At 33.8% G+C, this 25,619-nt stretch carries 22 protein-coding genes; 5 read left to right on the forward strand and 17 right to left on the reverse strand.

Annotated features, from left to right (window positions below; all coding sequences use genetic code 11):
• Positions 1 to 31 precede the first annotated feature (31 nt).
• The 8 genes from BM203_RS02415 to BM203_RS02450 form a co-directional block, all read right to left on the reverse strand.
• A complete protein-coding gene (locus tag BM203_RS02415) occupies positions 32 to 3,004 on the reverse strand; it encodes a sulfatase-like hydrolase/transferase (RefSeq protein WP_090092477.1) in 2,973 nt (990 codons plus the stop codon).
• A 271-nt stretch (positions 3,005 to 3,275) separates the two neighbouring features.
• Entirely contained in the window at positions 3,276 to 4,385 is a 1,110-nt protein-coding gene (locus tag BM203_RS02420) for an LCP family protein (protein ID WP_090092478.1), read from the reverse strand.
• 104 nt (positions 4,386 to 4,489) lie between these two features.
• Positions 4,490 to 5,056, reverse strand: coding sequence for an aldose epimerase family protein (locus tag BM203_RS02425; protein WP_090092480.1), 567 nt, complete (start codon positions 5,054 to 5,056; stop codon positions 4,490 to 4,492).
• Positions 5,057 to 5,544: 488 nt separating this feature from the next.
• A complete protein-coding gene (locus tag BM203_RS02430; protein WP_090092481.1) occupies positions 5,545 to 6,975 on the reverse strand; it encodes an MFS transporter in 1,431 nt (476 codons plus the stop codon).
• A gap of 184 nt (positions 6,976 to 7,159) precedes the next feature.
• Positions 7,160 to 9,268, reverse strand: a complete 2,109-nt coding sequence (locus tag BM203_RS02435; RefSeq protein ID WP_090092483.1) for a BglG family transcription antiterminator — start codon at positions 9,266 to 9,268, stop codon at positions 7,160 to 7,162.
• A gap of 49 nt (positions 9,269 to 9,317) precedes the next feature.
• Positions 9,318 to 9,608 carry a PTS sugar transporter subunit IIB gene (locus BM203_RS02440; RefSeq protein ID WP_090092485.1) on the reverse strand — a complete coding sequence of 97 codons (291 nt, stop codon included), beginning with the start codon at positions 9,606 to 9,608 and terminating at the stop codon, positions 9,318 to 9,320.
• Positions 9,609 to 9,626: 18 nt separating this feature from the next.
• Positions 9,627 to 11,027: a PTS galactitol transporter subunit IIC gene (locus BM203_RS02445; protein WP_090092486.1), complete on the reverse strand. Its 1,401-nt coding sequence runs from the start codon at positions 11,025 to 11,027 to the stop codon at positions 9,627 to 9,629.
• Positions 11,028 to 11,054: 27 nt separating this feature from the next.
• Positions 11,055 to 11,507 carry a PTS sugar transporter subunit IIA gene (locus BM203_RS02450; protein WP_090092487.1) on the reverse strand — a complete coding sequence of 151 codons (453 nt, stop codon included), beginning with the start codon at positions 11,505 to 11,507 and terminating at the stop codon, positions 11,055 to 11,057.
• Between the two features lie 406 nt (positions 11,508 to 11,913).
• On the opposite strand from BM203_RS02450, the gene hflX reads away from it, so the two are divergent.
• Positions 11,914 to 13,179 carry a GTPase HflX gene (gene hflX, locus BM203_RS02455; protein ID WP_090092489.1) on the forward strand — a complete coding sequence of 422 codons (1,266 nt, stop codon included), beginning with the start codon at positions 11,914 to 11,916 and terminating at the stop codon, positions 13,177 to 13,179.
• A 160-nt stretch (positions 13,180 to 13,339) separates the two neighbouring features.
• On the opposite strand, the gene BM203_RS02460 is transcribed toward hflX, so the two are convergent.
• The 4 genes from BM203_RS02460 to BM203_RS02475 form a co-directional block, all read right to left on the reverse strand.
• Positions 13,340 to 14,188 carry a C40 family peptidase gene (locus BM203_RS02460; protein WP_090092491.1) on the reverse strand — a complete coding sequence of 283 codons (849 nt, stop codon included), beginning with the start codon at positions 14,186 to 14,188 and terminating at the stop codon, positions 13,340 to 13,342.
• A 198-nt stretch (positions 14,189 to 14,386) separates the two neighbouring features.
• Positions 14,387 to 15,112: a C40 family peptidase gene (locus BM203_RS02465; RefSeq protein WP_090092492.1), complete on the reverse strand. Its 726-nt coding sequence runs from the start codon at positions 15,110 to 15,112 to the stop codon at positions 14,387 to 14,389.
• A 210-nt stretch (positions 15,113 to 15,322) separates the two neighbouring features.
• Positions 15,323 to 15,808 carry a C40 family peptidase gene (locus BM203_RS02470; RefSeq protein ID WP_090092493.1) on the reverse strand — a complete coding sequence of 162 codons (486 nt, stop codon included), beginning with the start codon at positions 15,806 to 15,808 and terminating at the stop codon, positions 15,323 to 15,325.
• 149 nt (positions 15,809 to 15,957) lie between these two features.
• Positions 15,958 to 16,503: a guanylate kinase gene (locus BM203_RS02475; protein ID WP_090092495.1), complete on the reverse strand. Its 546-nt coding sequence runs from the start codon at positions 16,501 to 16,503 to the stop codon at positions 15,958 to 15,960.
• 94 nt (positions 16,504 to 16,597) lie between these two features.
• Between BM203_RS02475 and BM203_RS02480 the strand changes: the two genes are divergently transcribed.
• Both BM203_RS02480 and BM203_RS02485 read left to right on the forward strand, forming a co-directional pair.
• Positions 16,598 to 16,915, forward strand: coding sequence for a DUF2187 domain-containing protein (locus tag BM203_RS02480; RefSeq protein WP_090092496.1), 318 nt, complete (start codon positions 16,598 to 16,600; stop codon positions 16,913 to 16,915).
• Positions 16,916 to 17,001: 86 nt separating this feature from the next.
• A complete protein-coding gene (locus tag BM203_RS02485) occupies positions 17,002 to 18,522 on the forward strand; it encodes an O-antigen ligase family protein (RefSeq protein ID WP_090092498.1) in 1,521 nt (506 codons plus the stop codon).
• Between the two features lie 21 nt (positions 18,523 to 18,543).
• Here the strand turns inward: BM203_RS02485 and BM203_RS02490 are convergent, their stop codons facing one another.
• Both BM203_RS02490 and BM203_RS02495 read right to left on the reverse strand, forming a co-directional pair.
• On the reverse strand, positions 18,544 to 19,164 hold the full coding sequence (locus tag BM203_RS02490; protein WP_090092499.1) for an LVIS_2131 family protein: 621 nt from the start codon (positions 19,162 to 19,164) through the stop codon (positions 18,544 to 18,546).
• A gap of 77 nt (positions 19,165 to 19,241) precedes the next feature.
• Positions 19,242 to 19,778, reverse strand: a complete 537-nt coding sequence (locus tag BM203_RS02495) for a hypothetical protein (protein ID WP_090092501.1) — start codon at positions 19,776 to 19,778, stop codon at positions 19,242 to 19,244.
• 347 nt (positions 19,779 to 20,125) lie between these two features.
• Here BM203_RS02495 and BM203_RS02500 point away from each other — a divergent pair, with 347 nt between their 5' ends.
• Complete coding sequence (locus BM203_RS02500; protein WP_090092502.1) at positions 20,126 to 21,703, forward strand: multicopper oxidase family protein; 1,578 nt, start codon at positions 20,126 to 20,128, stop codon at positions 21,701 to 21,703.
• 148 nt (positions 21,704 to 21,851) lie between these two features.
• Complete coding sequence (locus tag BM203_RS02505) at positions 21,852 to 22,562, forward strand: C39 family peptidase (RefSeq protein WP_090092504.1); 711 nt, start codon at positions 21,852 to 21,854, stop codon at positions 22,560 to 22,562.
• A gap of 196 nt (positions 22,563 to 22,758) precedes the next feature.
• On the opposite strand, the gene BM203_RS02510 is transcribed toward BM203_RS02505, so the two are convergent.
• Genes BM203_RS02510 through BM203_RS02520 form a run of 3 tightly spaced genes read right to left on the reverse strand, consistent with a single transcriptional unit; the run spans position 22,759 to position 25,544 of the window.
• A complete protein-coding gene (locus tag BM203_RS02510; protein WP_090092506.1) occupies positions 22,759 to 23,211 on the reverse strand; it encodes a threonine/serine exporter family protein in 453 nt (150 codons plus the stop codon).
• Between the two features lies 1 nt (position 23,212).
• Entirely contained in the window at positions 23,213 to 23,989 is a 777-nt protein-coding gene (locus BM203_RS02515; RefSeq protein ID WP_090092508.1) for a threonine/serine exporter family protein, read from the reverse strand.
• 7 nt (positions 23,990 to 23,996) lie between these two features.
• The gene (locus tag BM203_RS02520) at positions 23,997 to 25,544 is read right to left on the reverse strand and encodes an ABC-F family ATP-binding cassette domain-containing protein (RefSeq protein WP_090092509.1); all 1,548 of its coding nucleotides are present in this window, start codon (positions 25,542 to 25,544) and stop codon (positions 23,997 to 23,999) included.
• Positions 25,545 to 25,619: the final 75 nt, after the last annotated feature.

The raw sequence follows: 25,619 nt of genomic DNA on the forward strand, positions 1-25,619 counted from the left end.
ATTTTTTTTTAATATGTCAACAAAATTATTTTTACTTGTAAAAGCCATCAATCTTCAATCCATACGCTTTTCCAGCTGTCATATCATACTGAATTGTCTCATAATCAGCAAGTAATGCTTGTTGTTTTTTAGTCAAATACTTGGGATCAATTACTTGTCCCTTTCGACCAATTAATTCAAATCCTTTGTCCCCTTTAAAATTAATGGTAATTGCCGGCAATTGTTTATGAACTTCTGTTAATAACGCTTGATAAGGAGTGACCTTTGAATCGGTCTGCTCTAGCATCATAGCAATAAAGTCACTTGAGCTAACAAAATTATTAGCTTTACGCGGTAATCTTAGCTTTGCACCATGAGCACGCGCATATTTGTTTGAATAAATGAAGTAACGCGTTGAATGCATCTCTACTGGGTATTTAGCAGTGTAACTTTGTGAAATAATACTTGGATAATGATCTCCATAAAAGACTAGTGTAATTGGTTTTTTGATTTTATCAATTTCACCAATAAACTGTTTTACAGCCTTATCCGTATATTGCGTTCCTTTAACGTATGTTGCCATTTGCTCACGAATAGCCGGTGTATTAAATAGTTCGCCAGAAATTTTGCCGATGTATTCATTATGAGGATACCAATTGTTATACGGCATATGGTTTTGAATCGATATCAAATTGATAAATTGCCCACCGCTACGTGAATTGATTTGGTGTAATCCATTGGCATAGGTAGTAAAGTCTGAATTATAACCACTCTTACCTAATTTCTTTTGATCAATAACTTTATATTTAGACCCAGTATAGACGAATTTATCAAATTTAAACCGATGGTAATCCTCTCTTCTTGAATAATACGTACCAATAAATGGGTGAACCGCAGATTTATAATCAAAATTCATACCGATTGTTGGATAAAAATCAAAATTAGGTACGATTTGGACATATGGGGTCAAAGTTGATTTAAACATTCCCATGTTTAAACCAGTTAATGTTTCCCATTCCATATTCGCCGTACCACCACCATAGCCAGCACTAAGCATCGTACCATATGAAGAACGAGACTTCATTGATTCAATAAACTTAACTGGATTTGAAACAGAGTGGTCAAATCTAATAGTTGGAAAAGTATTAGGATCAACAAAACTTTCACTTAAGTTAAAGACAATTGTCTGGTTATGTAAATCATTCTTACGCGTTTTATTAATTCTATCTGCAACCTTAGCATATTTATTACTTAAAGTCTTAATTGATGAGGCCGAATAATTATCCGGTTGGTCCATAATTTGTAAATCAATATAATTTAGAAAATTTAATACCGGACCATTGACTTGAATATCACGTTCAGGGTTGCGGAATGTTTGTTTATTATCAAAGCCTCGATTAACGTGGTAGATTGCACCACCATCATGATTAAAACGAAGTGGGGTCATAAACAGTAATAAACTGACTAAGGCCCAAATACCACGCCGTTTCCAGGAGCCTCTTTTCTTAATCGGAAACTTAATTTCTAAAAATACATTAAGCAAAATTACAAGTAAAATTGCAAGTAAAATTACAATTACAGTTGTTTTACCAATCATTGGAAGCAAAGTTTTCCAATTTACAATTTCACTTATTTCAGTTGGGTAGATTGGTTCACCACGCAATAATAATTTAATCTTATTCGCTACTGCCCAACCAATCGCAATTAAACTAACTAATGTATTTGAGGTCCAATAACGTGTAGTTACAAAATAAAATACCGAAAATAAGGCATCAAGTAAAATAGTAGTTAAAATAATAGCAAAGAATCTCGTCCCCAATAAGTAGACGATGGCATTAATTGTCTTAGCGGTACTGATTTGAATTCTAAGATTATCTGATTCAATTAAAAATGAGCCAAAACTCAAAAGATAGAACCAAGACCAGGTCAACAAGTTAACTCGATTAGAGATAATAAACTTAATAAAAACAGCCCACAGTTTTTCACAAATTTTTGCTAAATTAGATTCATGATCAAGATAAGTAATTACTCGCTTAAAGGGCTTAAACTGAAACAAATAGCGCTCAAGAATTAGATCCCACATACCAATAATTACTAAGACGGCAATAATCACCAGTAACTTATTAATAGTTGAAGAACCAGTAAACCGAAAAGAGCCCATAAATTTTGCCGAAATTGGTGCATCCATGAGTATAATTAATGGAACAAATAAACGCATTTGCTTAGTATTAAAGGTCAGAATAATTTTCTTAAATAGTAAGAAAATAGCCACTACCATTAAAAACATAAATGGTGATGAGGGATTGTTTAGGAATTCGCGATTCCAATCGCCGCCCCCATTACCAGCAACTATTTGTGACCAATAAACTGCATCAAAGCCAGGTACACCTATCAAAACAACAACCAGTGATATTAACCCACCAGTAACTATTAAACTTAATGCTTTACCATTAATTGACACTTGAGCTAAAAACATACCCCAAGCAAAAAAGAGAATTAAGTATAAGCCATAAATTGAATATTGAAATGTAAGATTGCCTGCACTGAGAGCAAAGCCAAAAATAGTAAGCAAGCTTAAAATAAGCCAGCTCTGCTTGCTTGTCAATTTATGCAACAAATCATACAAATGTGACTGAACTAATAAACTGAAAAGCAATCCCGCAAATAAAACTGAAGTACTTGCAATAATCGGAAATAACATGCCCCATGTGCGCCACATATTAAAATGACCAGGTAACTTACAGAAAAAAAGTACATAATAAATAATAAGCGTTGCACTAGCCATTAGCCAATACTTAAAGCTTTCACTTGCACTCAATTTTTTTCTACTATATACTGCTCCAAAAATCATTGGCACTATTATCAGAGTCATATTATGTAGCATATCAGGCACGAAACGAATGAATGAATAGTGTGTTCTAGCAGCAATTCCCTTCAAGTTAAACATTTGAATCAACATGAAAAGAGCTGCAACCAGTAAGCAAATAATCTGTGCAACAGTTAAAGATTTTTTATTTTTATTCATATTTCTAGTATATATCCCTCACTAAAAATGATGTTATTAACCAGTGTCTATACTTTTTACACTGCATTATAATCGATTATGTATAAATATGATCCTTGTAACTTATAAAATCAACCAGCAAAGTAGTACTTACTAAACTTAGCTGTAGCTACTGCTGCTCGATTATAATAAACTCAGGTATTTCTCCCTAACACTCGGAAACTATGCCTTAAAATTGCCAATACTAAATCCAGACACACACAAGAAAGTGTTAATGATGCTATAAATATCATTAATTATCACCTTCTTCCTGTATTTGATTCTGATAATCATTAAATATAGTATAATCCTGAGTTTCAGGATCATTAAAGTCAAAGCCACGCTCTTTATTACGTTTATTCTGATACGTCTCATTATTATCAATCAACTCAGATTTTAAGCCCAATTCCTGGCGCAAACGATCCGAAATTCGCTGTAATTCCTCAGTTGATTGGACTTGATAAGAAGCATCGTAAATTGTGGCATTATGACCATGAAGATAATCATTTTGTGCCTTCTTAGTCGAACTGCGATAGTTAAGTGCAATTTGTTGCAGAGCATCAAAAGGAAGATTTGTTTTAACACTACCTGAAACTGAAGTTAACACTGAATCAAGTTTTGTTAAAGTACCCGGTGAAACCGTCTTTTCTATAAGTGTTGTAATTACTTGTCGTTGACGTTTCTGGCGACCGTAATCTCCTTCTGGGTCATCATATCTCATTCGTGAATATGCTAAAGCACCGCCGCCACCCATATGGGTTAACTGTCCCTTCTTAAAAACATATCCACCATACTCAAAGCTAAGCATTGGCTTCAATTTGATACCACCAGCGTAGCTTACTAAGCGCATGATTCCTTTCATATTAACTAAAGCATAATATTTAATCGGTACATTAATTAACTTAGAAACACTTGCCATTGCCATTTTGGCACCACCAATCGAATAGGCAGCATTAATTTTTTCTACCTGAAAGTTTGGTGTACCAATCATCTGTGCCATAGTATCTCGTGGTACAGACATTAAAGTGTATTGCTTCTTTTTTGGATTAACTACTGCAACAATAATAGTATCAGTATTACCCACTTCATCAGTTCGATCCAAAGCTCCGGTATCCGTACCCATCAATAAAATTGCGAATCTATTCTTACCATTAAATTCCCCATGCTTAATTTGCACATGGGCACTATTATCATAAGTACTATCAACAGCCTCTTTAGTTCGAAAATAGAGATAGGCCGAATACGCTACAATTACAAAAACAATGATGCTAAGGAGTAAAATTAAGGCATATCGCCTTTTTTTATAATCCTTTGCATGTTTTTCAACCCGACTTTTGCGTGGATGATTATGATTGTGATTCATATTTCTTTACTTACCCAATTTAATTATACAATGGATATATTATAGCAAAAAAAACAAGCCGTTGTCGGCTTGACTCTGATATCTTATTAAAAACATTAAATTGTTTACGTTAATAACAATGATAGACCAAATTCTTCACCATGATCTTTTTCTAATTCTGCTTGTTTCATTGCAGCAACAATTTGATTGTTCTTTACTGCTAAGGCAAGACTAGACGAGATACACTGTAATTTAACAGCATTCTTGCTTAAAATAACTTCATTTACCTTTTCCTCTTTTGCCCAACCATCAGGTATATCAACTGCTAAAGATAAAGAAAATGGCATAGTTTTATAGGAATTGTTTTTCAAGTAATATTTAATATCAACTCGATTACCTTCAACAGCATAAGTTAAAATCACTTCAAAATGATAAGGAAATTTCTTATAACTTGAATTGTCATCAATCAAAGCCAGACTTATCCTTGAATCACCTTTATCAACAATTGTCCAAGGTAGAATTTTTGCTAAATTTTCATTTTGATTTTCGCCAGTAAAATTAACTATCAGGTTCCTTTGCAGATCACCATCTTTAAAATAATCGATTTGATTATTTTGAGATATAAGATTAACTAACCTTGCCCTTTTTTCATCGATTGCAATACGCAAAATCGAACTTTCAATTATTTGCATAGCTTACTCCAAACTTTCTTCTCATACAAAAAATATCACTTAACTAGGCTTGATGTCAATCATGGAAAACGAGTGTCCTAGCTTCACTATGACAAAATAACAATGATACAATAATAAAAAATTATTATTATCAAAGAAAATATTTTATATAAATAGAATAAAATATTAGCAAAATCAGTTCTAATATATTATAATAACATTGTTCCCGAGAATTATAAAAATCAGTTTTTGGAACAAGTTAATAAAAAGAGCGCCCCTATAATAGGGGTGTTTTTTTGCTTATAATTTCCCAAGCAATCACTAGATTTTTTACCACTAATAAGTTTACCATTTTATAGTTACTATTGCTGTTTAAAAAATACAAACAATTAATCAAAATACAAGATAATATTTCAAATAAAAACACCACAATTAATCTCTATTATCTCAAAACATGAGATAAATCAACATCAAATTGTAGTGCTTTAAATAAATATAATATTTTTAATTTAATCTTTTCTAAACAAACGCCAACCACTTAAAATTACAGTTATTAAACAGATAATCATCGAAATAATAAAAACAACATGCATGCCATAAATAAAAATTTCTGGTTGTTTCGGTAAATAGGCCGTTACTCGCGCACCCTTAGCATGACTCATTGCTGCAAAAAGAACAGTAGTTGCACTCGATATTCCAATTACCATCCCTAAATTTCGTGAAAGTGAATTAATACTGCCAGCAATTCCTAAGTCTTTTTGCTGAACTGAACTCATTACTAATGAATTATTAGGTGAAGTAAAGATGCCACTTCCTAGTCCCATAATTGCAATGCTACCAACAAATAGCCAAATTGAAGAATTAAGATTACATAGTGAGTAACAAATTTGGCTAACTAATAAAAGAACTAGACCAATGAAAGTTAACAATTTTGGATTCATTTTATCAGAAAGTGCACCAGCAACTGGAGCTGCAAAAAATTGAACTATTGGTAAAATCATCAAAATATAACCTGTTTGACTTGGCGCTAAATGACGTGCATTCTCCAAATAAAATGGAGTAACTACATTAAAAAAGAAGTTAGTAATAAAAACTAAAAGTGCACATAATAAACTTACTGAAAAATCGAGATTTTTAAACAATTTAAATTGTAATAATGGATTTTCAGCGTGGTTTTCAATTGAAACAAACCATATAAAGCTAATAACGCCAACTAGTAGCATTGCTAAAACTGGTAAAGACGTAAAGCCAAATTGTTGTCCTAAGAAAATGCCCCCAAACAACGCAATCATTCCTAAGGCAAAGCTAAAAGACCCCATTTTATCAAGGCTTGAAGTAGTGAAGGTAATATCCTTAGGAAGATAAATTGCACCTATTATTGCAGCAACAATCCCAACCGGAACATTCAGCCAAAAAATATATGACCATGATAGCTTACTTAAAATAAGTCCACCTAATCCTGGACCCGCAATTGAGCCTAGAGCAACAAAAGATCCTATTGTCCCTAGTGCTTTACCTCGTTCCGTTGTAGGAAAAATTTCTGTAATGATACCATTGTTAGTGGCCATAGTCATTGCGGCCCCGATCGCTTGGATAGCTCTTGCTACAAGTAAGAATAATAGATTTACTTTAATCCCTGATAACAAAGATCCAGCAATAAAAAAAATTGCTCCAAAACGAAAAATTTTAATTTTTCCGTGAAGATCACTTAACTTACCGAAAAACAAAATAAAACTACAAACAACGATTAAATAAAGTGAAGCAACCCATTCCGATTGACTCATTGGTATATGTAAGTCGTTGCTAATTACTGGCAAAGCAATATTGACAATTGTTCCGTCAAGCGTAGACATAAAAGTAAAAAGACCTACAGCTACTAATATCCACCAGCGATTTTTTTGTACTTTTTGATCATTTTGGTAACTTAAAGTTTCCGTCATTTCTACCAGTCTCCTTAGTTTTTAATTTTGGTTAGGTACCTTATAAGATTCAATTATACACTTTATTTTCACTAATGCAAAATAATCAAAAGCGACCACCTTATTTCTGTGGTCGCATTCTTTTTCATATTTATTAGTCCAATTAACAGTAAGCTAAATTAATATTTTTTAACTACCATTTTATTTAAAAGCATAATAAAATTTGGCGTACTTCTCGAATAGATTTAGCCTTAAGTAAGCGCAAAACATTTTCTTTATCCCTAACTATATCAATTAGTTGTTCCAAAGCCTTTTCATGTTCACGTTTCATTCCTGGTGATAAGACAAACATACAGGTCACGATTTCTTTTTGTTGACAAGCTTCTATTACTAAAGGATGATCTAGTAAAATTAGCACTATACCTGCTTTTTTACTACTAGTATCAGGTGCAGCATGTGCTAAAAAGATATTATTAGCTATCAGCATATACGGTCCATATTGCTCAATTAAATGTATAATCTTTTCGCAATAATATTCATCGATAATTCCGTCTTGCTCTAAGATCTCACATCCAAAATGCAGCACGTCCTGCCAATTCCAATCATCATTATTATGTAAAAACTTGATATGATTTGCAGATAACAGATTACTTAAAGTTGGTAAATTATAATGAACAGATTTTTGATTTTTTGGAAAAATAAAGCGATCTAAGCTCATTCTTAAGCCATTTTCATCTTTAACATCTGCATACTCATTGATGATAGAGACTAAACTATTAACAGCACTTTCATTATGCTCAATTTTACGTGGAATTTTTTGGCGTAATAATTTTTCAATCGCACTTTGATCATGCTTAGTCAGAACAGCTCTAACATTTACAACTGGAATAGGATATACGGTATCAGTTAAATTAGCCGTGCTAATAATTAATTTTGCTTGATAAGACCGCTTAAAAATTTGCGGTAAATCACGAATTTCTAGTGGTAAAGAAAATTTTATCAATGGATACATTTTACTGAGTTCTTGATAAAGCATAGCAGATGTACCTATTCCACTAGAGCAAACAACTAAAACATCTGCTAATGCTGCTCGTTGTAACTTGTCCATATCTGAAAAATCTTGATAATTTTTATGGCTAACTGATCCAAAATACAAGTATATTAAAGCAACTTCATTGCTTGATAATCTTTTATGTAAGAATTGTTCAAGTGGTGCACATGCAACTGCTGTAAATTTAACCAATTCTGGATACTGCCGTTTGATTTCATCTACTTCATTTGAAGAAAATGGTAAATCAAACTTCACTCGGAAAAAAGTGGCATACAAATGGTTACATAAAACTTGAGTAAATAATTTATCAGAAATTTTTTGCTCTGTTAATTGCTCATAACGAAAAATAATTTCTTGGGCAATACTATCTAAATTATGGTATAAATCGGCCTTAACACAATTAACTTTAGTAGCTTGTGAACACAAAACAAATTTACTAAGAAAAACCACTTCACCTCTAGGCACCTTTTTTCCAATTAATGATTGTAATATTTTTTCACAGGTAAATAAAACATTGCTTGTATTAATTTTTATCCACTCTAAGTCTGCTGTGCTAAAAATACATAATCCATGCCCAATCCGCCATCTTGTAAAAGTTAACAAATATGCTAATTGTTCAATAGAATTTTCCGAAAAAGTCATTTCCAACTGCTTTTGCGCAGTACTAATTATTGTCTTAGCTTCAGTAATTGAAAAATCCAAATGCTTGATAAACTTAAAAACCAGCTTATTTTGATAAAGCAGTAATTCGTATATTACTCCTCGTATTGTCGACTCATCACTAATAATTCGATGCCCGAATCTAGAACTAGCGATTTTGAGTTGCGGAAAACGCTCATTAAGTGCTTTAAAATCCTTAATGATTGTATTACGTGAGCAGGAAAATTTTCTTGCCAATACATTAATTGAGCAATATTTGTTTTCCCCGATTAGCATCAAAACAATCATTATTTGTCGATCAGCGGCGTTGACACTTTTAATTTTACTATACCTAGATACGGTTTCCATTATCCCAGCATCAGCCAACAATTTCTTTTTTGTCTGATTAGTAATTTTATAACCATATTTAGGAACGTTAATGATTTCGTCTAAATTATTTTGACGTAAAGTTTGATTAATTAATTTTAACCAATTAAAAGCTGTTCGCCGCGAAATACTAAAAGTTTCTAAAATTTCTTTTAAACTTACAAAACCAGGGGATTTAACCAAATAATTTAATAGCCTTTTTGCCTTAACGGAACTGGCAGAATTGCTTGTCATCATGTTAATCACCCTTCAAATTTTAGTATCTTAGCAATTTGACAAAATAAAACTAAAGACCCAATTTTTTAACTACTTCATCGATGACATTTTCAACACCAATATTTGTTAACAATGGTAAGCCATTAATTACTGGTGTATTAATAGCCTCATTATCATATTGAGTTGTGGTAATCACTAGGTCGTAGTCATTAGCCAATGATTCGACTTGGGCCACAGAAGACTGACCTAAAGTATATTCAGCTGCAGAAATTCCTCGATTAGCTAATTCTTCTTGTAGCTTATTCATTGCCGACGTACTTGTAACTACCCCAGCTCCACAGGCAACTAAAATTTTTTTCATAATATATTCTCCTTAATTTTACTTTTTATCTTGAATAGCAACTTCTCTACGCTTTTCTTCTGCAATAATCTTTGTTCTATTCCACCAACAAAGGCAAATAATCAAAAGTAACCCAACTGCATATGCGATTAACTTATATGGAGCTACTTGCACAATTAGCCACGGATATGGATTAGAGCCATAATCAATACTTGAAATTAAGGATGATCCTTTAGGAATAGTAAAATGAGCTGCCCTTGCGCTGCTAGTAACCAATGGTGCTAAATCCGTACCTATCCATAATCCTAAAACTACATTAACTGCACCAATAATAAATGACCTAAAGAAATCACCATGAGTGATTGAAACAATTAATGGAAACATAAAGACAAAGCCGACTAAACCAATTGTGGGTAAGAATTTATTACCTGGTAAAATAAAAGCAAATAATAATGCTACCGGAATCATCAAAGTAGCACAAGCTAACACAACAGGACTACCAATTCCCACAGCGGTATCCATTCCGATATAAATTTTTCTTTTGCCAGAAAACTTTTTTTGAATAAAAGATTGAATTGCATCAGAAACTGGAACTACTCCCTGCAAAAGTAAAGCAGCCATTTTGGGCGTAATGATCATTATTGCAGACAAAGTAACACCCATCAGCATTATCTTCCCTAGCTTCGTAGCCACAGTGATGCTCGGAATAAACCCATATGCCAAAATTCCAATAATAATCCCAATAGCAAATCCTAAAAGTGTCGGCTCACCCCACGAGCCAAACTTTTTATTAAAATCTTTAGCATCCAGATGAATCTTATTAACACCAGGAATTTTATCCATCACCCAGTTAAGAATAACCGCAATAGGTACAAATGAACCTGCATAAGCATGTGGAATTGAAATTCCTGGTAATCCTAAATATTTCTCCGAAAGCGGCGCAGTTCTATCCGCAGTAACCATAATGACAATCATATTTACACTGGCTAAAAATAAACTGAGCACAATATCTTTAGTTAAGGCATAAACTAATGAGCCACTAAAGGCAAAATGCCAAAAGTCCCAAATATCAACATCAATCGTTGATGTGGTCTTAGTTACTAACATTAAAACGTTAATTGCAATTCCTAGCGGAATCATACTTACACCTACTGCCGTACCATAGGCAATCGCTGACGCTGATGGCCAACCAACATCAATTACTTGTAAATTCAAATGCATAACTTGAATCATATTCTTAATTGATGGATTCATAACATCAGTTAAAATTGAAACAGTTGCGTTTAATCCAATAAAACCGATTCCGACCATTAATCCACCTCGGAGTGCTTTAGTAAATGGTACACGGACACATAGGCCAAAAATCAGCATAATAATTGGAATTAAAACAGTTGGACCTAAGCCAACAATATACATAATGAAATCAACTATCGGTTTCACAATAATTCCTCCCAAAATAAATTTTATCTAAATATGTTCAGAAATGACCTGATATAGTTTTTGACTACTAGTGATGCCCTTAAGTTGTTTTAATAGCTTTTGATCTTGAAACAAGGCCATTAATTTTTGTAACATTTCTACTTGACTATGTGGATTTTTTAATGCCAACATTACTACAATTTGAACCCTTAAAATCTCATCTGTTATTGCCATATTATGAAATTCTATTGGCTGAGCCAAAGTAGCAAATGTAATCGCTGCTTCATTAACGTAATCAACATCTGTATGGGGAATTGCTACTGCGATTTCACCGCTAGGCAGGCCAGTAGGGTGAAGTAACTCTCGCTTTTTGACTGCTTGTTCAAAAGAAATCTTAACTTTACCCTTATTTTGCAGCTTCTGTGCTAAATAATGAATAATTTCATCACTACTAGTTGCTTTTACATGGGCAAAAACCAAGTCTGGTTCTAAAATTTTCATTTATTCACTCCTTTCTTTATTTTATAATTTAAGCACTTACATAGTTACTATATAAGTAACTGTTACCATTAAATTCCAGTGCAATTACTGCACCAATCAAATTATGCTTATGTGCACGTTAAAGGTTAAAATCATACTAAAAAGAGTTACTAACTAGTTTTAAATAAATAAAGCACATCACTAAGGATGTGCTTTTATTTATCATAATTTTTAGCGATTACAAAAGAGACTTTATTAATCAAAATTAATAATAACAACCAAATATTTCATTTTGGTAAACCTAACCTTTTGTATTACAATTGAAGTTAATTTATAGAAAGAAGATGTAATCATGTGGCTAATTTAAGTTGAACAATAGCGATGTAATTTACCAATTAAATTTTCAAAGAAAGAATAAGAGGCTTAAATGATTAATAATATCCCTCAACCAATCAAAGCATTTCTCGCTGGCGTCAATTTAAATGATCCCAATTTTGATTATTATATGACTGAGCTCGCTAATTTAGCCACAGCAGCCAATTTAGATGTAGTTGGTCAAGCGCGCCAAAATGCTACTCAAGTAGTCACAAGTACTTATTTAGGTATTGGAAAAATTAATGAAATTAAAAACATAGCCCATGGCTTGAAAGCACAAGTATTAATACTAAATGATGAACTGTCACCTATGCAAATTCGTAATTTAGAAAAATTAACAAAATTGCGGGTCATTGACCGGACAGAACTTATACTTGAAATTTTTGCTAGCAGAGCACGGACTAAACAAGCTCAATTGCAAGTTAAACTGGCTCAACTACAATACGAATTGCCACGATTGCATCCATCAGAAAACAATTTAGATCAACAACGTGGTGGTAGTTTGGCCAATCGTGGTGCAGGTGAATCCAAATTAGAATTAAACAGAAGAACTATTGGTAAACAGATTGCGGCTATTAAGCGCGAACTAGAACATGTTACAAAGCAAGAAGCGATAAAGGCTAAACGGCGTAATCAAAACCAAATTCCTAAAGTGGCATTAGTCGGTTACACTAATGCAGGTAAATCTACTACAATGAACGGTTTACTTACAAAATTTTCCCAAGAAAATGAAGCTAAGCAAGTTTTTGTTAAAAATATGCTTTTTGCAACTTTAGACACTAGCGTACGTCGAATTAAATTAAATAATAATTTTAGTTTTATTCTTTCAGATACAGTGGGATTCATTTCAAAATTACCACATAATTTAATCGAATCCTTTAAGGCAACATTGCAGGAAGTAAAGGATGCTGATCTTTTAATTAACGTTGTCGATGCCACTGATCCCAACATGCTACAAACGATTCATACTACACAAGCGGTCTTAGCCGAGATTGGTATAAAAGATACACCAATGATTACTGCTTATAATAAAGCAGATAAAACTGAACGTGACTATCCACAAATTGAAGGGGATAATCTTTTATATGCTGCCACTAGTCAAGCATCTATTACTGTCTTAGCACAATTAATTACTCAACATCTCTTTGCAGCATCCCAAAAAGTAGAATTACTTATACCCTTAACCGCTGGCAAAATATTGTCCCAGCTTCACGAGCAAACACAAATAATTGACGAAAAGTACCAATCTGATGGGGTCCACTTATATGCTCGTTTAACACCAGATAAAAGTTTACAATTTAAAAAATATATAATTTAAAATTTTGCGCAGAAGAACCAATTCCTATTTAAGCAGTAATTGGTTCTTCTTTACTCGCTAGAGACTTAGAAAACAGTCTAAATTAAGACAAACATTCTATTTTAAACGATAAATTACATATTCAATTTTAAGATAACTAAATTTAGTAATTTTTAGGCAATTAAAAAATTACCCGCTTAGCCACACATGGATAAAAATATGAACTAAGCACTTGTTGAACTACTCCTTGCTCAGGGGTTGCGGCATGAATAAATTGATTATTACCTATATAGATACCTATATGATATGGGGCATTGACCGCCCCCCAATAAAGTAAATCTCCTGGCTTAAGCTTATCCATTGAAACTGTACTACCAACTTTTACTTGATCTGTTGTAACACGGGGTAACTTAACTCCACCAACTTGATTATAAATATATTGGACTAACCCAGAACAATCAAAATTATCCGGACCGTTACCACCCCACACATAACCTTTGCCAACTTGAGCTTTGGCCATATCAACTACTGCTTGTATTCGTTGCGCTGCATTGACCCTATTCTGTGCATTTAGCCCACGATTATTTTTTGGCTTGTTAGTAGGTACCACTAACTGCTGCTCAACTTTTTGTCCTTTTGTTTTTTTATGGTTTTTGGTTTCTTTACTTGCTTTATCTGGCAGTAGATGTAATTGTTTTTTATTATTTGGCTTTTCTTTTTCAAGATCTATCGTATAACGTGCTTCAATCCACTCATTTTCGCCGATTTTATACCACAGACGATCTTTACGATCGATTGCTATTTCTGCAACATTCCATTTACTATTATTTTTGGCACGAAAAGTAATTAATTGTCCACCTTCATAATTAGTCCAAATTTTTACGCCCTTGCCAGGCAAATAATTAATTTGAACACGTTTAATTGGCGCTTTCATAGTTGTAGCATTGACCGACTTAAGTGGTGCAACTACAGTTACTCCAGTTATAGTTAGTGTAGTTGCCAGTCCCATTTTCCAAAAATTACGCTTCATTCAAGTCAATTCTCCTTTAATAGCATGAAAATGATCAAAAAATAACATTCCACTTTATCTTAACCGCTTCAACTATTTAATCAAGTCTACTTACTTAAATGATAACAAAAATTTTAGAGATCATGTTATCTAATTTTTGAATTAGCACTAAAAAAACACTTAAAAAATTATTTTAAGTGTTTTTTTATTATTTCATTTTTAGTCAAGCACGCGCTTAGCAACTGAAGGGTAGAAGTATGAACTCAAATTTTCTTTAACAACGCCTTGTGCAGGAGTGGCCGCATGAACAAACTGATTATTACCAACATAAATCGCCACATGATATGGAGCACTTGCTGAACCCCAAAATAAAAGATCACCTGGCTTTAGATTTTGCATTGAAACTTGCTTACCTTGTTTAACCTGAGAATAGGTTGTGCGACTAATTTCCTTGCCAGCTTTACTATAAACATATTGCGCTAAACCAGAGCAGTCAAACGCGTCAGGACCATTACTTCCCCACACGTATGCCTTACCAACTGCAGCTTTAGCCAAATCAGCCACCCTTTCCCCTTGCGAAGAAGCCTGTACATAAGCTGTTGCGGTTCCTTTAACAACTTTTTTCTTTAATTTTTTAGTATAACATGCTTGAATCCACTGATTTTCCCCAATTTGATACCAGGTTTGCCCAGATGCATCGACTGCATTACTGATGACATTCACAGTCTTCCCATGCTTAATTCTCCTGCCAGTAAAATCAGGATTCTCATAGTTATCCCAAACATTTACACTATAACCAGGAATATAGTTAATCTTGACTTTTTTGGTTGCAGCTTCAACCTGAGTCGCAGTTGTCTTAACATTAGTAGCATTAGTAATACTAATTCCTGTAATAGTCAAAACTGCAGCAGTAGTAAATTTTATTAAATTACTCTTAACCTTCAAAATCAGATTCCCCCTATACTTTAAGTAAAGTTGATAAATAAAATAATTTTAGCTCTACTTCATCTCGCTAACGGTAATTTTACTCGCAAAATATTACAAAGCAGTTACAAATATGATACTAGTAAGTAAAAAAGCCCTCAGAAGTTAATTTCCCCTGAGAGCTTTTACTTTATTTATTTTTTAGAAATATCGTTGAACTAAGAACTTTAATTATTCTAGTACCCGTTTTGCAGCGGAAGGATAAAAGTAAGTACTGAGTGGTTGTTGTCTGACACCTTGATCAGGAGTGGCCGCATGAACAAACTGATTGTCACCTACATAAATAGCTACATGGTATGGAGCAACTGTTGACCCCCAGAAAAGTAAGTCTCCCTTTTTTAATTTCTTCATTGAAACTTTTCTGCCTAAACTTACTTGTGAATATGTTGTTCTAGGTAAAACAGTATTGCCCGCCTTTTTGTAAACATATTGAACTAACCCCGAGCAATCAAAGGCAGACGGACCAGTAGCGCCAAATACATAGCTCTTACCCACTTGTTTTTTAGCAAGCTTCGCTATTTTATTGCGACTCTTGGTTATTGTACTAGCACTAACATCATCAGTAGTCGCATTTACTGCTGTCGCAGTGGTCACGCCTGTAAAAAATAATACTATAAATGCAATTAATTTAATTAAGTACTTACGTCCGTATTTCAAAATTAGTTCCTTTTCTCAAACAAATATTTCATAACTTCTAAATCAACTTTCTCTATCTTAACCATTAAATATTACATATACATTTCAAATGAGCTACAAAACTATAAGATTTAGTTGTTAAAAAAACCACTTTTGAAACATTTACTCCTTTAGCCTTGTAAATGACGGATGATCGCTGTCAATCTTCTTTCTGTTTCAATCCAATTATCATTAACTAAAATATGGGCATCTTTTTGCAAATTTTGCGGTAAGGGGTTTAATTCACTACCGCTAAGTCTTTCTTTAATTTTAGCTAAGTTGTCGCCCCGTCTTAATAGTCGCTGCTGCAATTCTTTCTTAGTGCTTGCAGTTACATACAAAAAATATACCTGCCCTCTGATTGCATTAATATACGCTTCGACTCCGCTTATATCCACAATCAGAGATACTAGCTCACTTTTTCCCCAAGCCTTATCAAGAGCTTCTCTACTTGAACCATATTGGTAAGATCCATATCTAGTATGCTCAAAAAAATGCAATTTTTCAAAACTAGTATTAGTTTCAAAATGATAAGATTGATTCACAATTTCTTCTGGACGTTTGGGCCTAGTTGTGTGCGTAACCACCCGTGGAATGCAAAATTTTTCTAGCAGATATTCTGAAATCGTTGTTTTTCCTGCACCACTCGGGCCAGCTATTAAAATTAATTTTCGCATAATCCAGGCTCCCTCTACTTGAAAACAGTTTATTTTTATATTAGTATCTTTCTATTATAATTAAACATGGGTAAGAGAGGAAGTAAAACTCATCATGAAAAAGACAGATATAAAATTAGATGATATTTTGAGTGCAAAATCTGAAGAAGAACTTACTAAACCCTTTTTGGGTAAGGTTGAAAAAATTTATGAAAATTCTGCCCTGTTATCAATTATCGACTACGATAAAGCTGATAAAACGGCAGTTAGTGACCTCAATAAAAAAATTGTTGTTAATTTTAAAAATCTCAAGAGTGCTCCCAAACGTAAAATTAAAGAAATTCAAGCTTTAGCTAAAAGTGACGTTAAGATTGAAAAAATTGCTAAAAGTGACCTCAATAACATCGAAAATCCCACTGACAAAAATAAATAGATATACTTTATAAAAGTAGTGCTTATCCCACTACTCTTTTTTTAACTATTTTACTTTAAGCAAAATAATAATTATGGAGAAAAAAAGTGAAAGAAAAAACAAGAACTATTTTATTTTGGTTTATCTTAAGCCAACCCTTTTTAGATCTTTATTGGTTTTATCATGGACAATTAGCTAATATTTTCCCCTTTACCTTACCAACCATTATTCGCATTTTGGTAGTTGGCACATTAATCGCCCTTTTTTTTAGCCAAAAAAGGTCTTGGCAAAAATTGACAAAAGAAAAACTGTTATTAGTTTATTTGCTACTATTAATGTTTTATTCTGCGTTGCACTTATATCACGTCCGTAATTTTACTAGCATAAGTTTAAGTGATTATGGCTATTCAACTAGTAGCGAAATTTTTTATTTAATTAGAATGGTTTTGCCTTTAATTGTTTTATATCTAACTAAAGAATCAAAATTTACGCAAAAGCAATTGCAGCAAGTAATTGAAGGTATTTCTGGTCTTTTTTCTGGTACAATCGTAATCTCTAATCTATTTGTAATTTCCTTAAAATCTTACGAAACAGGCACAATCAGTGCTAATATCTTTTCGTGGTTTACTAACCAAAATATTGGTTATTCACATATTGCATCAAAAGGCTTCTTTAATTTTACCAATATGATTTCTGCAGTACTGTTCATGTTATTACCTTTAATGCTCTACTATATGTTTACCTCTTGCAGTTGGCACACTGCTTTTCTGACTAGCATTCATGCCTTAGCTATGGTAGAAATTGGTACTAAGGTAGCTGCCATTGGTCTAATTGGTGGACTTAGCATTTGTTTACTTTTATTCTTATTTCATAAATATGTGATTAAAGATGTCAAAAACGGTAATTGGGCCTTATTAATTACTATTTTTATTGGTTTAAGTTCACTGGGGCTAACAGCTATTGGTCCAGCTGTGCAACGTTACAATTATGAAATTTATTTAGCAAAACAGTCTGACCATGATTTGACAAGTGAAAATCACAAATTAAATCAAGGATTAAAAAAATACCCCACTGGCAAAAAGCGAGCAGAATTTTTATGTAAATTTATCCAACACAATTATCAAGCATATGCTCTTAATCCCAAATTTGTTTTTAAAAGTTATCCATATCAATCTGACCCTGAATTTTGGTTAGCAATTATGCGCGAACCCGGTCAAAGTCGCATGGGAAATCGCCATATTGAGCAAGCCATGCTTAAACAAGTTGTTAAAACTAATAATAACCATTGGGATAAGTTCCTTGGCATTTCTTATGTGCGTGAGAACAATATTTTTAATCTGGAACGCGACTTTGTAGCTCAAATCTATTCTTTAGGTTGGATTGGAATGCTCTTGTTTGTCGGCCCTTATTTATTAGTTTTATTTTATGCAACTTATAGATGGTGCCTAAATAAATCAACTCGTACTTACTTAATCAGTTCACTACTTGTTGCTAGTACTTTCGTCCTTTTGGCGGCATTTTCTTCTGGCAATGTACTTGACTTTTTAACTGCTAGTTTTATTTTAGCCTTTATTGAGGGTAACTTATTAGTCTGTCTAAAAAGTAACAATACAAAAATGATGGTCTAATTAACCATCATTTTGTTAAAATTATTTTTGCTTAATAAACGAAGCATCGGGAATTCTGATTAAATAATATCTAGTTGCTACATGACCCGCATGCAAGCCAATTCCATTTTGCCAATCTTTCTTATATTTTGCTGTATAAATAGCAACATAAGCATGCTGAAATTTTTGATCCATTTTGCGCAATTCTTGTTCACTATAAGGAATTTTAGCTGCGTTAATGTCTAGCGGACTTTTACCGTAAACTACAGTTGCAAAATCACTTGATACTTTAGCTTGCCTGCCATTACGATAATAAGTATAAGTCTGTGTACCAATTCTTTTCTTTTTAGAGTCAATCACAACATAACTAGAATTACCTGAGCCAGTATTCATGATTAATGGCTCATAAATAACGGTTGCAGCAATTTTACTAGTATCTTCTAAATCAGGATTATCTAGCACAGTCCTTCCGAAAAGCCATAACGTACCTACCAATAAAATAGCTACTTCTAAAAAATCAATAGCTAAATTTAACCAGCTGAATTGCTGGTGTTTTTTTATAATCATCGTAATATGGCGCTTACGAATATTTTGAACCACAAAAAATAAATACAGAATAATGATTACCCATAGTAAAACACCAAGTAAATTCCAGCTAAACATGATCGACCTCCCGTAATATCTTCATTATATTGTAAAAAATTACTTTTGGATAGTCATCTCAATCAAACTTACAATGCTCAATCAATCTTCTTAGCTTTATTTTCTGCCTTACTTTTACTTGTCTTAACCGTTTTCTTAACGGCCGTAGCCGGTTTTTCATATTCTCTAACTTGTTTAATCTTTTCGACCATCAAGTCTGTTAATCGCTCAATTAGCTCAGGTTCAGTTTCTTGCATTTCTTTTTCAGTGGCTAATTGGTCAATCCTAAAACCCGATGCGTTTAAAAATTCTGACTTAGTTTCAAAATAAACAAAAACTGGATAAGACTTATCCTCTTCAAAAAAGTTAGCAATTTTTTTGTAATTACTATACGGCAAATTGATGATGTTAATTTCTAAAGCAAATGTCACTGGTCGCTGTCCAGTTACTTCAACTGCAATACGACTCAATGAATCATGCTTAATAGCAGCTACTGTTTCTTTAATCATTTTAGAGGCAATAATTTTTATTTTACCCTTGGATTTACTAATATCAGCATATTTAACCGTCTCTAAATCCTGTAAATAATCCTCTTGTTCAATTTTTTCAGTTAAATCTGTTAAGTTAATTTTCAAATTACAAATTCCTTTATTTCTATATTAGTCCTATATACGATACTCAAATTTTAGTTCAAAAACAATTTTTTTTGATTGCTTTTAAAATTATTTTTAAAAAAACATTTTTTAAAAAATATAATTTTTTTCAACCTTTTCTAAATTAATATTATGCTATTTGTACTATTGGCATGGGGCTGTCAGGCTAAAAAAATAACACTTTTTCGTTTACTATTACTTAAAAGTTACATATAATAAAGCAGCTGAAAAAATATAAAGCCCCATGCTTTACAAGCGTTTTCACAAAGAGTAAATTTAGTATATATCAAAAAATTTAGCTAAATTTTTTAATTGAAAGGTAGACAAACATGTCAGATAAAGTTTACACAGATTATTTTTATAATTCAAAAGATTTTGATAAAAATCATGGTATGGGCTACAAAGAACTTCATATTCCAGAAGGTGTTGAAGCACAACCACTAATTGTTCCACCAGTTTTGGAACCAGACAAACAAGAGTACAATGATGTTTGGTATACCATTGAATCTCAAGAAGGTGATTTCCAATTTTTACCTGGTAAAAAAACCCATACTTGGGGCTATAACTTCCCAGTTCTTGGTAAAACAATGGTATTGACTAAAGGGCAACATGTTCACGTAACATTGAAAAATAGTCTACCAGAGTTAACTACCTACCACTGGCATGGTATGGAAGTATCTGGTCCTGGTAACGATGGTGCTTGTCACTCCCCTGTATATCCAGGTGAAGAAAAACACATTGACTTTGTCGTTAACCAACCTGCAGCACTCACTTGGCTACATGCTCATCCATGTCCATCAACTGCTTCACAAGTTTGGATGGGACTAGCTATGGGTGTGGTCGTTACTGATGCTAACGAAGCTCAGTTGCCAATTCCTAAAACCTACGGCAAAGATGAATTTCCAATTATCTTGCAGGATCGTATCTTCCATGAAGATAATCAATTTGACTATAAAGCTGATTATAATGCAATGGGTATCTTCGGAGATACACCTGTTATTAACGGTGTGGTCCGCCCTTATGTTGATGTCACTACTCAGAAAGTTCGTTTAATTTTCTTAGGTGGGTCTAACCGTCGTGAATGGCGCTTACACTTTAGTGATGACTTAGTAATGACCCAAATTGGTGGTGATGACTCATTCTTAGAGCATCCAGTTAAAATGACTAAAGTTTTAATCGGGCCAGGCGAGCGCCAACAAGTAGTTGTTGATTTTAGCGACTATAAAGAAGGCGATGTGGTTAACCTTTACACTGATGACTTTAAGTTAGTTGAATTTAGAATTCACAGCTATGAAAAAGATGATAGCGTAATTCCTGACACTTTGTTCAAGCCATATGATCCAGTTGTTAATCCTAACTCACCCGTTCCCCATGTTACGATGGACAACCATAACATGATTAATGGTAAGTTATTCTCAATGCAAAGAATTGATTTAAAGCAGGAATTAATGAATGCTGAGTACTGGGATGTAACTAATACCAATGATACCACTCATGGGATGCTACACCCCTTCCATATTCATGGAGCGCACTTCCTAGTTGTCTCACGTAATGGCGAAGCACCTTATCCAAACGAACAAGGGGTATACAAGGATACTGTTGAAGTTGCGCCACAAGAAACGGTTCGGTTGAAAGTTTACTTCCAAAATACTGGTGTCTTCATGTACCATTGCCATATCATTGAACACGAAGATGCTGGTATGATGGCCCAAATTCAAATTGTTGATCCAAAAGATCCTGATAAAAAATATCACTTAATGGATATGGAAACCCTAACCAAGGCTTTTGCTGAAGAAAAGGGTATTCCAATGGATGAAGTCTACTGCCCAGGTATGGATACCGAAGGGATGGCTGTTAAAGGTGAAGATCATACTATGGATGCATTTTCAGGTGCAAGTCATCACTAATTAATTTTAATTAATATAAAAGCGTCAGGAATTTATTCCTGGCGCTTTTATATTATCTCTAGCTAGAGCAAAATAATATTTTCTAATATTTATTAAATTAATTCTTCTAATTTTGCGCTTCTGCTACTTTCATGCTATAAATAGCTTCATGAATAGAAAAAAACAGCTTACTAAATATTTGACATACCTGGCAATTAGCCTTATTATCCTAGGGCTAGTTTTTATTGGACACAATTTTAATCAAATCAAAGACAAATATGATTGGTTAACCATTAAATCAGAACAAAAATTAATGGTTCCGCTCGAAAATCAATATCCCGATTTACCCAATGGGTGTGAAGTCACGTCATTAGCGATGCTTTTACGCTATTATGACATTAAAGTCTCCAAATTAGATTTATCCGAAAAAATCAAACATGTATCTTCCTTCTCCCAAGATGGGCGCTACCGCGGCAACCCACATGTCGGCTTTGTCGGCTACATGAGTCAAGCCAATGCTGGCTGGTGCGTTTATAATGAACCCTTAGAACAAGTGGGTCAGATATATACAAATAACATAGTCAATTTTACCGGTCATGATTTCATTCAAGTTCTGCGGTTAGTTTCACAAGGACATCCTGTATTAATTATCACGACTACTAATTTTAACCATGTTACTGACATGCAAACTTGGGTAACGGCCCAAGGTCCTGTCCATGTAACACCTTCCTCTCATGCCTGTGTAATTACAGGCTATAACAAGGATAAACAAATCGTCTATGTTAACGATCCATTTGGCTATCAAAATAAGCCTGTATCTTGGCACGGTTTAGAAAGAAGCTTTAATCAACAAGGCAAACAAGCTTTATATATCAACTAAAAAAGAGCAGATTCACTTAAGAAACTGCTCTTTTTACTTAAGGCCTATTTGTTAAAATAGGTGACCACTTCTGTTCACATCAGGTTAGTCAATCACCAACACTTCCCGTGTCTGCCATTAAAGGCGGGTGTCCTCTTATCTAAAAGGCGCAATTGCGCTTTGTCGACTCGCAAAGATTATTATAGGCAACATTTACTTATTTGTAAATCTTTTTTATTCTAAAAAAGATTTCGACACACATATTAGATAACAACATTCCTAAGGCTATCGCCCCAGTCACAATAATTACCCGCAGAATCGCATCACTGGCACAATTAAGATTGCCAGCTGTCAATTCACGCACTGCCTGATAGGCTGGCACTCCTGGAACTAGTGACACAATTGCTGGTATATAAAAAACGGTTGCTGGACATTTTTTCTTCCGCGCAAAAATAATTCCTAAAATACCTACGGCAAATGAGCCGAATAAATTTGCCAGCAAGCGTCCCATGTTAGCTTGCATCGCCAGCCAATAAATTAGCCAACAAATAATCCCACTAATTCCTGCTAAATTGAGCACTCGTCTAGGCACATTGTTAATAATCGCAAAGCCAAGAGAAGTAAGGTAAGCAAAAATAATATTAATAACTATTTCTAACCAGAAAGGCATTTTACGCTCCCAAAAATTTCAAAACAATGCCAACGCCACCACCCAAAGCAAAAGCGGTTATCCCTGCCTCACATATCTTAACCATTCCCGAAAGTAAATCTCCTTTAAAAAGATCACGCAAAGCATTAGTCAGTGCAAGTCCTGGTACTAATGGCATTATCGCTCCTGTTAAAATCTTATCAATTATCATCTGTGGAAATATATGAACCAATCCTACAGCAACAGCTGTCATAACAATAGCTGCCACTAATTCTGATAAAAACTTAATTTTAGTATAGTGCTTAAAATAATAAAAAGAAATAAAACCAAGTGCACCAACAACTGCAGCTGCTGGGAAATCAATCCAATCATAATTATCCATAAACATTACCATTAATGTAGCACTTGCAATTGCAGCACTAAGTACTTGCAACCATAAAGGAAAAGTGGGATAGCCACCTTGGGCAATTTTATTAACTTCCTGTCGTACCTGCTTTAAAGTAAGCTCTTGGTTTGCAAAGGAACGGGATAATGAATTAATCCGATCGACTAGTTCAAGATTAATATTACGTTCATGAATTTGGATTGTTTGACAATAATTACCACGATCTAAACTCATAAAAATTCCAGTTGGAACAATAAAAACGCGGGGATCAGTTTCACCTGCACTTTTGGCAATCCTAATCATTGTATCCTCGACACGATACATTTCACTGCCGCCTTCAATCATCAGTTCGCCTACTTTTAAGCAAGTATCCAATAAATCCTGATAAAAAAGTTTTTCATTTTCGTTGCCCATTTTCCCCTCAAAGTTTATTCATCGTTTCAATATCAATTGTCTTATCAATCCAGTCGCCTTGGAAAAAGTCACGTTCATGGCTGACAATAATTACAGCACCAGAAAACCTAATAATAGCTTGTCTCAAGGCATCTTTTGCATCACGATCTAAATGATTTGTTGGCTCATCTAAGAAAAGTAAATTAGCCGGTTCAAACTGCATCTTAGCTAATTTGACTTTTTCTTGTTCCCCACCAGATAATTTTTTCAATGGGCTCATTGCCTGCTGAGCAGTTACGCCTAGCCTAGCTAAAGCACTACGCAATTCTTTAGGTTTTTGCTGTTCAAATTCTTCTTGTAAATATTGTAGTGGCGTCATATTATTGTTTGGCCAAGTTAAATCTTGCTTAAAATAAGCTATTTTAGTAGCTACTGAAATTTCAAAATGCCCTGAAATCGCAGGTAACTTCCCTAACAAGGTTTTTAGCAAAGTTGATTTACCAATGCCATTAAAGCCAGTAATTGCTACTTTTTCATTACCACCAAGCGAAAAGTTAAAAGCCTGTTTCACAAGTGGTCGATCATAACCAATTACTAAATCTTGTGTTTGTAAAAGCAAATTAGCCGCGGTGGCCACATAAGGAAATTCAAATTGGACGTGCCGATTACCCTTAGGTGGATTAAGAACTTCTAGCTTAGCTAATTGCCTTTCTCGTGACTTAGCACTTTTAGCTCTTGTTCCAGCCTTGTTTTTGCGAATATAAGCCTCAGTCTTAGCAATCTTGCGTTGCTGATTAGTGTAAGCTTTCAGATAAGTTTCTCGATTCGCCGCCTTTTGCTTCATAGCTTGCTTTAGCGTTCCCGTATAGCGGGTAATAGTACCCAAATCAATGTCAATAATGCAGTTAGCAATGCGTCCCAAAAAATCATAATCATGACTGACTACAATAAAAGCACCTGCAAATTCATTCAAGTAATTCACTAACCAGTCAATATGTGAAACATCTAAATAATTAGTTGGTTCATCTAAGACTAAAACATCCGGAGCTTGTAGTAGTAATTTAGCTAAAATGATTTTCGAACGTTGTCCACCCGATAATTCAGATACATCATGGTCATAACCTAATTCAGCTAAGCCTAGACCCGATGCAACGCGTTCTATTTCAGTGTCAATACCATAAAAATTATGTTCTTCTAGATAAGTCTGTACTTTACCTGCTCTTTCTAGCAGGTTATTATCGCCGCTTTCTCCATACTGAACATATAAATCATTTAATTCGTTTTCTTTTTGATAAAGTGCCGTAAAAGCTGTCTGCAAAAAAGCCCGAATTGTGACCCCAGGCGTCAATTTAGCATATTGATCAAGATAACCTACACTCACCCGATTCTGCCATTTAACCTGCCCTTCATCTGGTAAAATTTCGCCGGTTAAAATTTTAATTAAGGTTGATTTACCAACCCCGTTTTGACCAGTAACGCCCAAATGATCCTCTTTGTTTAACACAAAATTGGCATTTTCATATAGTGTCTTATCTACAAAGTGCTGGCCTAAATTACTAACTGTCAACAAGCTCATCGTCCATCTTCCTCAATTAAAAATACACTTGCTTTAGTATATAATAAAGTCGATTTTTTAGCTTGTTTTTGATAA

It is taken from the genome of Lactobacillus bombicola, from assembly GCF_900112665.1.
Lineage (GTDB): Bacteria > Bacillota > Bacilli > Lactobacillales > Lactobacillaceae > Lactobacillus > Lactobacillus bombicola.